Genomic DNA, 11,751 nt, shown 5'->3' with positions numbered 1-11,751 from the left:
CCTGGAGTGGAAATCAACGTCGAATTTTTACAACCCCTCAAAAAAACTGTAGACAAACTCGATTTTCATCGAGTTTGTCTACAGTCTGACCAATCCACAAAAGTGGATTGGTTTTTTTGTAAACTAATTTACCTATGAGGTTTAATCTATAAAATAATCTGGGAAATCGGATATGATTCCATCCAATTTCATCTTCTTTAACATGTGAATTTGTTTTTTATTGTTGACGGTCCATGTAAATACTTTCATCCCTTGCTCTTGGATTCGCATTTGCAGCTTGGTACTCAAAATGGTTTGTTTTGGATTTAAAAACGAAGCAAACTCTGCTATCTCTTTCAATTTTTGATCAGAAATACGCCGCTTTATCAATACCCCGACTGGAATGTCTGGCATTAATTGATGAAACCTTTTCATGGATTCCATATCAAACGAATGAACCAGAATTCTTTTTTTATCTGATGTATAATCCTCTCTTTTGCTTAATTCTTCTGCAAGTTTCTTTTCAATTCCAGGGTAAAGAGATGGATGCTTTATTTCTATTAATATTCCAACCTCAGACCGGAAATTTTCAATTATCTCGCTAAGTAAAGGAACTCTTTCGTCCTTAAAACGAGCATGAAACCAGCTTCCAGCATCCAATTCCTTTAATTCAGCTACTGTGTAATCTCGAAGGTTTCCTTTTCCGTTTGTCGTTCGATCGAGTGTAGAATCATGATGAACCACTAGGATACCATCTTTACTAAGATGAATATCGACTTCTAGGAAATCAGCGCCCAATTCAATCGCTTTATAATAGGATGCCATCGTATTCTCAGGGCAATATCCAGATGCCCCGCGATGTCCAATCTTGAGGGGGGAATGCTGCATAGTGAAGTTGTCTGGGAAGTTACTTTTCGTTTTTTTTAAGTAGAGCACCAACAGGACCAGTATAGTTACCAAGATAAGAAAAAATGCTATCACCTTGCACACTCCCTTTGCCAACATTAATCAAAACTTTTTGCAATCCTTTACCCCTATGATAAATAAAATAAAAGACCTCTGTATACTGATAACCTCTTTTAATCATGTATTTTAAGTGGTAAGAAATCATGAATTGGATTTGGCTTTCATTATGCAGCTAATTATTGTTTTTTTATCTTAAAAGGATTTTATAGGAATGTATGGAATACTTATAAATTAAGTCTATGATAAGGGGGAAGGCAGATGCAACTGCAATTGAAACCGAATTCTAAAAAATGGAAGGGGAATCTAAGTTTATATTTTTCCCTTCCAATTCTCTCTTGGGCCTTTTACGATTTTGCCAACACGATTTTTTCTTCTAATATTAATACAATTTTCTTTCCCTTCTTTCTTCAGGAACAAATCGGAGAAAATGCTGTTCTTGATCAGATTGCTAGTACCTTCATTTCTTATGCGAATGCGATTGCCAGTTTATTTCTTGTTCTGTTTTCTCCACTATTTGGTGTAATGATTGATCGAACAGGAAAGATGAAGAAATATATCATAATTTTCACATTGGTTTCAGTTGCAGCGACCTTTTTAATGGGGATTTTTGGTGGTCTATCGTTGGAAGGGAATCTTCTTGGTATCCCAATTTCCTTAGTGATTGTCATTATTTTATTTGTGGTAGCAAAGTTTTTCTATCATTCAAGTCTTGTTTTCTATGATACGATGATGAGTGATCTAGGCACGAAGCAGCAATTGCCGCTAATATCAGGGTTTGGTGTCGCTGTAGGCTACATCGGAACGCTTGTCGGCCTGTCCATCTATCCATTTATTAGTAAAGGGAGTTCACATGAAGCCTTTATCCCCACCTCTATCTTATTTCTGATTTTTTCCCTTCCATTATTCTTTTTTCTAAAAGAAACGCCAAAACAGCAAAAGGTAAAACAACCTTTTTTTTCAGGTTATAAGGAAATTATAGCAACATTTAAAGAGATGAGATCTTATCAATTAGTATTCACATTTATGATTGCGTATTTTTTCTTAAATGATGCAATTGCGACAACAATTGGCATGATGGCCGTTTACGCGAAGACCGTTGTTGGATTTTCTTCAGGTGGATTCATTTTACTTTATCTGGTCTCAACGGTATCCAGTATTATTGGTTCGTTTCTATTTGGGTATATAACTCAGGCAAAGGGCCCACGGCTTGCAGTTACATATGTGGGTATTCTGCTCCTAGTCGCCTTATTTGTGGCGGTCTTTGCCCAAACGCCTCTTTGGTTCTGGATTGCCGGGAGCATGTTTGGCATTGCACTCGGGTCGATGTGGGTAACATCCCGGACATTCATTATTGAATTGACACCAGTGGAGAAAAGGGGGCAGTTTTTTGGACTCTTTGCATTCTCAGGAAAAGTTTCTTCAATAATAGGTCCTCTTATGTATGGAACAATTACGTTAATTTTCCATGACCTCGGCACACTGGCTAGCCGGATGGCATTAGGCTCACTGATTATCATGACAGTAATCGGGCTATGCTTCCTATTGAAAATGAAGAATTTAGAAGGAGTTAAATAAAAAAGAATGAGCTCAGCAAAGGCTGGGCCCATTCTTTTTAAAAAAAATGAATTTTTATACCAAATTCAATGTCACGTCGAGATTCCCACGAATTGATTTTGAATAGGGACAGGTCATGTGAGCTTTTTTTGCAAAGTCTTCTGCTTCTTCCCGGCTAAGATCAGGGATGGAGATATCCAGCCTGACAGCCAATTTGAAACCACCGTCTTCTTCATCTTTCCCAATTGTGACATTTGCGGTCACAGAAGTATCAACTTTCTTTTTTGCTTTTTGCAGGACAAGATTCAATGCACTGTCAAAACAGGCAGCATATCCGGCGGCGAATAACTGTTCCGGGTTGGTTGCTTTCTCACCGGATCCACCTAATTCCTTCGGTGATCTTACATCAAAATCAAGAATACCATCCTCTGATTTCACATGTCCTTCACGACCACCGTGTACAGTAACGACTGCAGTATATAATGGTTTCAATGAAAACAACTCCTTTTTATATTCTTAAATTCTTTAGTTCCCTAATACAAGGCTTATTAAACAAAAGAATGAGAGGTAGGATAAGAATATGAACTATGTAATACTTTCCAAAAAAATGGTTTTAAATTGGAAGAAAATGTTTTATAATGAACTGTATTAGGAAGAGTAATACACTAAGTGCAGAGAGGGGGGGGTTGATGATGTTCGAGTTGGATGTGCAAAGTAGAAAACCTATTTATGAGCAATTGATGGATAAGATAAAGGAACTTATGATTAATGAAGTTTTGCAAGAACATAATCAACTTCCTTCTGTTAGAATATTGGCACAGAAATTGACCATCAATCCTAATACGATTCAAAAAGCTTACAAACAGCTTGAATTGGACGGATATATTTATACATTGCCGGGCAAAGGAAACTTTGTGGCACCTCCTAAAACTTTGAAGAATTCCTTAAAAGAAGAGAAGATAAAATCCGAACTTACAAAGGTTCTTGCTGAAGCACTGTATATTGGAATTGATAAAAATGAAATCTACAAGTTAGTTAAAGAAATTAGTACTTTAGCCAAGGGGGGAGAGTCATGATTGAAATAAAACAGGTGAGTAAATTATATGAAGGAAAAGAAGCAATCAAGGATGTAACCTTGGTTATTCATGAAGGCTCAATTTTTGGGTTGTTAGGATCTAATGGTGCCGGAAAAACGACCCTTTTAAAAATGCTTTCGGGCAATTTAATTCAGGATTGCGGCGAGGTACTTATTGATCAATCCCATGTCTTTGAAAACCGAGAAGTGAAAAATCGTTGTTTCTTCCTTCCTGACACACCTTATTTCTTGGCTAACTATACTATTATGCAAATGGCAGGCTTTTATAGTCATATTTATAGTGACTGGAATCAAGAACGTTTCTATCAATTACAGGAAGTGTTTCCCATTCCCTTTCAAAATAAAATACATAAATTGTCAAAGGGGATGCAGAGACAGGTTGCTTTTTGGTTGGCTCTCTCAACCATGCCGGAAGTTCTCATTCTTGATGAACCCTTTGATGGGCTGGATCCGGTTATGCGCAAAAACGTGAAACAGTTGTTGATTCAGGATGTATCTGAACGGAAAATGACAATTCTGATTTCGTCCCACAACCTCCGGGAAATTGAAGATTTAGCCGATCATGTGGGAATATTACACAAAGGGGAACTTATTATCCAAAAAGATTTGGACGATTTAAAAGCGGATGTACATAAAGTACAGATTGCCTTCAAAAATAAGATTCCTTACGGGATTTATCGCGGAGTTCAAGTTCTTAATAAGGAGAGGCGAGGCAGCGTGATTGTATGCATTGTTAAGGGTAAGAAATCCGAGATTGAATCCCACTTTAATCAGTTTCAACCAGAAATATTCGATATGCTACCCCTTACTTTAGAGGAAATATTCATTTATGAAATGGGGGATATAGGTTATGTCATCCAGAATAACCTTGTTTAATAGAGAACTGATTATCTATATTTTCAGATGTTCCGGCTGGATAGGTTTCCTTTATTTTATCGGCCTCATCTTTGCGTTGCCTTTAGAAATTTTGACGATTGTTTTAAATGAAAATAGTGAATATGTAAAATTCGAAAATCTTTTTTCCAGTCAGCAGATGATACAATTCGTCTTAGTCATAGTTATCCCAGTGTTGCTTGCCATCTTCCTATTTCGGTTTTTGCAGATAAAACAAGCTTCGGACTTTATACATAGTTTACCGATTACTAGACGCAGCATTTATTTTCATATGATTGGAACGGGAATTGGCTTTATTATACTGCCTATTTTACTTACAGGCTTAATATTGATATTGTTCCACTCGGCAATAGATGTAGAGCGGCTGTATACCCTTGCAGATATTTGGTCCTGGATGGGAATTACATTTTTCATGGAAGCAATGATCTTTTCTGTGGCTGTTTTAGTAGGAATGGTTACGGGATTATCTGCCTTGCAAGGCCTACTAACTTATATCTTGCTTGCTTTACCGGTTGGCTTATTTGTTTTGTTTGTTGCTAATGTGAAGTTATTGCTAGCGGGATTTTCTGCAGATTATTATTTAAGTGCCAATATCAATAGCATTTCTCCATTATTAGCTGCAACTGAGATGGAAAAAATGGAATTTTTTTCAGTTAATATATTAATCTATGGACTATTAATCTTGCTTTTTCTACTGATTTCGCTGTTTCTCTATGAGCGGAGAAAGTTGGAGCATGTCTCACAGGCATTTGTTTTTCCTATGATAAAACCGCTATTTAAGTTCGGTTTGACGATAAGCATGATGTTGTTTACAGGATTTTATTTTAGCGAAACTACAGGGAAACTAGGATGGATATTTTTCGGCTATATTGTCGGATCATTGATTGGATATTATCTAGGTGAAATCGTCCTGCAAAAGACATGGCGAATCCGTGTCAATTTGAAAGGATTTGTATCATTTGCGGCGGTTATTATTTTGCTTGCTGTCATCCTAAAATTAGATCCTGTTCATTATGAGTCAAAGGTTCCTGATATAAAGATGATTAACCAAATTTATATTGGAAACAATCCACTACTCTATTATGAAGATAACTCTTCAAATGGTGAGTTCAATTATTTGAAAGAAAAAGAAAATATAGAAGCGCTGAGGTTATTGCATCAGCAAATTATCGAAAAAGGTAAAAAGGCTTCCATTGGTGATTTAAATATAAATCACTCTGTATTTCTTATGTATGAACTTAAGGATGGAAAACGAATAGCAAGAGAGTATCATTTGCAAAACTACGATTCATACCTGCCACTACTGGCGAAAATCTATGAGTCTAGTGAATATAAAAAAAACGTTAATGAGTTATTAAATGTGTCAACTGAGGATGTTTCTAAAATCAATATAACTGCGAGCGGAGAATTGGACAAATCTGTAAACATTACGGACAGTCAGGAGCTTAAAGAAGCGATACAGGCATTATCGGAAGACCTGAAAAATCAGTCGCTGGCTCAAATGACAAATTCTATTGGAGATTATGCGTCGATTGACATTCTTTTGAAGAATAACAATATTATTTATTTGAATTGGGATTCTTCTTATACTCAGTTTTCGAATTGGATGGAACAAACTGGGCAAGCAAAAGAGGCTAGGTTAACGGCTGATGAAATCTCTTATATTCTAGTAGCAAAGACTGATCCACAAATTTTTAATTCGATTTCTGAAAGTGAAGTTGTACAGCGAATTGAGAAGCAGTCAAATCGCTTAAAGCTTGATCAGACCTCGGAAATCGAGTCGGCAATTGATAACGCTCAAATCGATTGGGGAGGAGATTATTTAGCTGCCTTTTATTATAAAGATAGCAGAAATATTGATATCAAGAGCTTTTCTGGTGATCATGTTCCCGGCTTTATTTTGGAGCACTTTAACGAATGAGATGCGAGGAGGAACGAGTGTGAAAGAAAAGCGTTATTGCCAAACGCAAGATTTCACTTTGGTTTATCAATCCTTTTATAAGCGGATTTATTATATAGCCTTAGCGATTATTAAATGTCCTTTTCTGGCAGAGGATATTACCCAAGAAACCTATATAAAAGCCTATAATAAACTTCATACGATCAACAATAGGGAGAAGATAGGAGCATGGCTAGCATGCATCGCTACGAGAACAGCAATTGATTTTTCCCGTAAGCAAAAAAGGGGATGCCAATTAATTCAGCAGGAGATGGTGGATTGGGTAGAGAGCCAGGCATGCAGACAAGTGGTAGAGGAGAACGGTATTGATATTTGGACATTAAAAGAAGATGTCTCCAATCTCTTATGTAAATTGACTCAAAAACAAAGGGAGATATTGCTGCTGAAGGTAAATGGAGGATTAAAAGAACGTGAAATTGCCGCTATACTTGAGATAAATCAAGCAACTGTCAAAGTTAATCTATTTCGAGCTAGAAAACAGTTGAAGTACGCATTACAAATGCAGGCAGTTGCTTAAAAAGGAATGGATGCCGTCCAGGTTGGGCGGCATCCATTTGCATATGGTTTCTATTCTTTATAGTTTAATGACGTTCTTAGCTTGAGGTCCGCGATTTCCATCTTCAATTTCAAATTGTACTTCTTGACCTTCATCAAGAGTCTTGAAACCATCGCCCTGAATAGCGGAAAAATGTACGAATACATCATCTTCGTTTGGTACTTCTATAAATCCAAACCCTTTGTCACTGTTAAACCATTTTACTTTACCTGTTACTGTCATTCGATGAATCCTCCTAATAATTTTAAAAATATTAATGGTGACTGTTTTTCCTTACAGGAAAAATCAATTTCACACATTATCAAATACCCTCATTTAAGTTGAAATATCATACGAAGATACTTGATAATATGTGAATCTTTACTGGAAGTATTTAGCTGGGGTGTTCTGTATCGGAACCTTCTGGAACAATTTCCAGTTTTTTAGTATATACCCACCTTTATAAAGGATAAAACAAGAGGATGTAATTTATACATATTCATTTGGGGAAATTAATATTATGGTTGTTTTATGAGGGAGAGATCCAATCCTAATGATGAGGAGGATTATATTGAACTATGAGGTGCTTGAAAATGAGATGAATCTAAGCTTTCCTTAGTCCTGGCGTAAAAAAATTCACGTCAAAATGGTGTAAGCAAAAGCTAGTATTGATTTACTTAAGCTGAAAATAGAAAAATACCTCTTGGAATCAAAGTTTTTTATAAAGATATTCGGGTATAGGATAAGAAAGAAAGGACTGATCAATAATGAAGAAATTATTAAAAAGAGCTTTCGTTTTTGCTGCTCCTATAATATTCAGACAAGTAAAGAAACGTTGGAAAAACAAACGTAATCAAAAAGCAATGAAGACAGCAAGATAAATTGGTTAAACTATGAGTAAATGAACGATAACCATATGAACTTGGATAAGAGGCGCTGATATAGCGTCTTTTGTTTTGCTATAACATCAAATCCCTTAAGGTGATTCATTCACCTCTACATCTTTCCTTCATATCGTGTTAAAATAGTAAGGTTGATTGAAATGAATGCTGAGTAGCCAAGGCTTAAGCCTTATGATATATTTTTTCATACATAAATTGTGTATGTTGGTTTACATACAAAGAAAGGTTGACATTCCAATGTGAAAAATCTAATTAGCCTTCCTATAAATATATTTAGTGATGACTCCAATAATGAAAGGAACATTTTATGACTACATTAAAAGACGAGGTTCAATCCCGACGGACCTTCGCAATTATCTCCCACCCGGATGCCGGGAAAACAACTTTGACAGAAAAATTATTACTGTTTGGTGGCGCCATTCGTGATGCCGGGACAGTTAAAGCTAGAAAAACAGGGAAATATGCAACAAGTGATTGGATGGAGATTGAAAAGCAACGGGGAATTTCCGTTACATCTTCAGTCATGCAGTTTGATTATGATGATTTCCGTGTGAATATCCTCGATACACCAGGTCACCAAGATTTCAGTGAAGACACATATCGTACATTGATGGCTGTTGACAGCGCCGTGATGATTATCGATTCGGCAAAAGGGATCGAGGATCAGACGGTTAAATTATTCAAAGTGTGCCGGATGAGAGGAATTCCGATTTTTACATTTATCAACAAAATGGACCGCCAAGGGAAAATGCCGCTCGAATTGCTTGCTGAACTTGAAGAAGTACTGGGCATTGAAACATACCCAATGAACTGGCCAATTGGGATGGGAAAAGATTTTGTCGGCATTTACGACAGGTTTAATAATCGGATCGAACAGTTCAAAACAGAAGGCGATGAGCGCTTCCTTCCATTGAATGACGAGGGTGAACTCGAGGTGGATCATGAACTTAAAGATTCACAGTTGTATGAGCAAACTTTAGAAGAAATTATGCTGTTGACGGAAGCGGGGAACCAATTCTCTGAAGAAAACATTGCGAATGGTAAACTTAGCCCTGTATTTTTCGGAAGTGCTTTAACAACATTTGGGGTTCAGACGTTTTTGGATGCTTATCTGCAGTTTGCACCTGCTCCTCAAGCCCGTATGACAACTTCAGGTGAAATGAGTCCTGTCAGCAATGATTTTTCTGGTTTCATTTTCAAGATTCAAGCGAATATGAACCCAAAACACCGTGATCGGATTGCTTTTCTTCGTATCTGTTCTGGTAAATTTGAGCGTGGAATGAGTGTAAACTTGAGCAGAACAGGTAAACCAATTAATCTTTCTTCTTCAACTCAATTCATGGCTGATGATCGGAATACGGTAAATGAAGCAGTAAGCGGAGATATTATTGGTTTGTATGATACCGGGAACTACCAAATTGGTGATACTATAACGACAAGTAAAGATATGTTTCAGTTTGAACGGTTACCTCAGTTTACCCCAGAACTATTCATGCGGGTAACAGCTAAAAACGTTATGAAACAGAAGCATTTCCATAAAGGAATTAACCAACTAGTACAAGAAGGGGCCATTCAGCTCTTCAAAACAGTTCGGATGGAAGAATATCTGCTTGGTGCGGTTGGTCAGCTTCAATTTGAAGTATTTGAGCATCGGATGAGAAATGAGTACAATGTTGAGGTCATGATGGAGCGTATGGGTAGTAAAATCACTCGCTGGGCCGAAGACGAGAAGCTTGATGAAAACCTTCACAGCTCAAGAAGCATACTAGTTAAAGACCGTTTTGAAAAATACGCATTCCTGTTTGAAAATGAGTTTGCACTTCGTTGGTTCCAAGATAAAAATCCTGACGTGGAATTATATAATCCAATGGATTTGAAATAATGGAGAAGCCCGTGTATATACGCGGGCTTTTTTTATTATCTGGAGCATTATTAAATATCGAAAGATTTTTTGATAGTAGCTTAGCCAAGTATCCATAGCTGTATTTACCTGTTCTTATGTGAAATCACCTAAAGAGCAGATTAATGGAGGAACTTCATGATCAATAATTTATGTATCTCGTGAGAACTGATATTCAATTTTATGAGAAAAGTTCTTTGTATCAGAGGAGCCTTTAATGAATGGAAATGGTTGGTGAAGGTGAACTTGGAAGCTGATTCTGTCAGTCGTTGGGAATGTGGGGTAATTTCCCTTGTTATCTTAGGATATTTATGAATCTGTACTAATCGAAGTATGGGTTTTCGTTTTATGAGAAGAATGTCGAATTTATTAAGAATCAAAATCTACTAAAAAAGATTATTATTCCTTTGACAATCTTAAGAAACTCATTTATATTTATCTAGTGCTTTAGTACTTAAAAGCGTTTCAGCAATTGTGAGGAATTAAAAGGTCCATCCTTACCTCAGAGAATACACAACATGAAAGCGGGGAAATACATCATGCGTCTGGAAGATGCAAAGCTAAAACTCTCCTTACCTGAAGCAATTGGGGTTTTGGCAATTCTTTTCTTAATCATTGCAACTGGTATCATACATTATGGACTTGCCCCCCATATTCCAATAATAGCTGCTATCCTATTTCTATTTGTTTATGGAAAGTTCAAGAAGTTGCCATTTTCGATTATGGAGGCGGCTATCGTCAAAGGTGCAGTTTCTGGTATGGGAGCAATCTATATATTCTTTTTCATTGGAATGCTAATTTCGATCTGGATGGCAAGCGGGACAATCCCTACCATCATGTACTATGGGTTTGACTGGATTTCTGGTGAATATTTCTATGCGGTCACATTTCTGGTGTGTTCGCTAATTGGGCTCTGTATCGGGAGTTCACTTACAACATCAGCCACGATCGGAGTTGCTTTCATAGGTATGGCGGCGGCGATGGATTTATCGTTGGCGATTACAGCCGGTGCAATCATTTCCGGTGCATTTCTTGGGGATAAAATGTCTCCATTATCAGACTCGACCAACCTTGCTTCGGGAACGGTTGGAGTACCATTATTTGAACATATTAATAATATGCTCTGGACAACGATTCCAGGTTTTTTAATATCACTTATTATCTTTTATTTCCTTTCACCGAATGTCAAACTGGCTCGTGTTGAGGAGATTGAAGCAATGACAAAAGCCTTGGAAATGGAAACGAACATTAGCATATGGAGTTTGATTCCGTTTGTCATCGTTCTAGTCATGGCTTTGAAAAAGGTGTCGGCGATTCCGACATTGTCAGCAGGAATTGTTTCGGCGGCTGTCATTGCTTTCATACAAACGCCAAGTTTGACCGTTGCAAAGCTAGCGGATATCTTATACGGCGGTTTTGTACTGAAGAGTGGAATGGATCAACTTGACTCAATCCTATCGCGGGGCGGCATTGAAAGTATGATGTTCTCCGTTTCGATGGTGTTGTTGGCATTGGCGATGGGCGGACTATTGTTTGAATTAGGGGTCATCCCTTCTATTTTAAATGCGGTTCAGGATTCATTGACGAGTGTAGCGAAAGTGATTTCAGCTACCGTATTTGCAGGAATCAGCGTGAATTTCCTAGTGGGGGAACAGTATTTATCAGTTATACTGCCTGGGAAAGCCTTTCAGCAGAAATATGAAGATTTAGGCTTGCAGCCAAAAACGCTTGGGAGGGTACTTGAAGATGCGGGAACAGTTGTGAATCCTTTGGTTCCTTGGGGGGTCTGCGGTGTATTCTTGACACAGGTATTGGGTGTTTCAACCTTGGAATATGCTCCATTTGCATTCTTCTGTCTGCTTTGTCCTTTACTTAGTTTAATTGCTGGCTTTACGAAAATCGGGATACACTATAAGTAAAAGAACAGGCGGTCGATTTCGACCGCCTGTTTTTTAGTTGAATGTG

General features: G+C 37.4%; 10 protein-coding genes. 7 read left to right on the top strand and 3 right to left on the bottom strand.

The annotated features are described in order from the left end of the window. Positions 1-141: 141 nt before the first annotated feature. Positions 142-960, bottom strand: a complete 819-nt coding sequence (locus tag JFV29_RS05755; protein WP_201181691.1) for a glycerophosphodiester phosphodiesterase family protein — start codon at positions 958-960, stop codon at positions 142-144. 243 nt (positions 961-1,203) lie between these two features. Here JFV29_RS05755 and JFV29_RS05750 point away from each other — a divergent pair, with 243 nt between their 5' ends. Then, positions 1,204-2,520, top strand: coding sequence for an MFS transporter (locus JFV29_RS05750; protein ID WP_176527449.1), 1,317 nt, complete (start codon positions 1,204-1,206; stop codon positions 2,518-2,520). 54 nt (positions 2,521-2,574) lie between these two features. Here JFV29_RS05750 and JFV29_RS05745 read toward each other — a convergent pair whose 3' ends face one another. Next, positions 2,575-2,991, bottom strand: a complete 417-nt coding sequence (locus tag JFV29_RS05745; protein ID WP_053345094.1) for an organic hydroperoxide resistance protein — start codon at positions 2,989-2,991, stop codon at positions 2,575-2,577. A gap of 200 nt (positions 2,992-3,191) precedes the next feature. Between JFV29_RS05745 and JFV29_RS05740 the strand changes: the two genes are divergently transcribed. From JFV29_RS05740 to JFV29_RS05725, 4 genes are read left to right on the top strand one after another with little or no spacing between them, the layout of a single operon-like run. Then, positions 3,192-3,575, top strand: a complete 384-nt coding sequence (locus JFV29_RS05740) for a GntR family transcriptional regulator (RefSeq protein WP_201181687.1) — start codon at positions 3,192-3,194, stop codon at positions 3,573-3,575. Further along, a complete protein-coding gene (locus JFV29_RS05735) occupies positions 3,572-4,471 on the top strand; it encodes an ABC transporter ATP-binding protein (protein WP_053345096.1) in 900 nt (299 codons plus the stop codon). The genes JFV29_RS05740 and JFV29_RS05735 overlap by 4 nt, the downstream gene beginning before the upstream one ends. Continuing rightward, complete coding sequence (locus tag JFV29_RS05730; RefSeq protein ID WP_201181685.1) at positions 4,446-6,410, top strand: DUF6449 domain-containing protein; 1,965 nt, start codon at positions 4,446-4,448, stop codon at positions 6,408-6,410. The genes JFV29_RS05735 and JFV29_RS05730 overlap by 26 nt, the downstream gene beginning before the upstream one ends. A 19-nt stretch (positions 6,411-6,429) precedes the next feature. After that, positions 6,430-6,966: an RNA polymerase sigma factor gene (locus JFV29_RS05725; protein ID WP_201181684.1), complete on the top strand. Its 537-nt coding sequence runs from the start codon at positions 6,430-6,432 to the stop codon at positions 6,964-6,966. Positions 6,967-7,023: 57 nt separating this feature from the next. Here JFV29_RS05725 and JFV29_RS05720 read toward each other — a convergent pair whose 3' ends face one another. Further along, a complete protein-coding gene (locus JFV29_RS05720) occupies positions 7,024-7,227 on the bottom strand; it encodes a cold-shock protein (protein WP_201181683.1) in 204 nt (67 codons plus the stop codon). A gap of 966 nt (positions 7,228-8,193) precedes the next feature. Between JFV29_RS05720 and JFV29_RS05715 the strand changes: the two genes are divergently transcribed. Both JFV29_RS05715 and nhaC read left to right on the top strand, forming a co-directional pair. Beyond that, positions 8,194-9,768: a peptide chain release factor 3 gene (locus JFV29_RS05715; RefSeq protein WP_053345100.1), complete on the top strand. Its 1,575-nt coding sequence runs from the start codon at positions 8,194-8,196 to the stop codon at positions 9,766-9,768. A 536-nt stretch (positions 9,769-10,304) separates the two neighbouring features. After that, positions 10,305-11,705, top strand: coding sequence for a Na+/H+ antiporter NhaC (nhaC, locus tag JFV29_RS05710; protein WP_242486791.1), 1,401 nt, complete (start codon positions 10,305-10,307; stop codon positions 11,703-11,705). The last annotated feature ends 46 nt before the right edge of the window (positions 11,706-11,751 follow it).

It is taken from the genome of Peribacillus sp. TH16, from assembly GCF_016651095.1.
GTDB classification, from domain to species: Bacteria; Bacillota; Bacilli; order Bacillales; family DSM-1321; genus Peribacillus; species Peribacillus butanolivorans.
The sequence above is the reverse complement of the archived record's forward strand: the minus strand, read 5'-3'. Positions and strand labels throughout refer to the sequence as shown.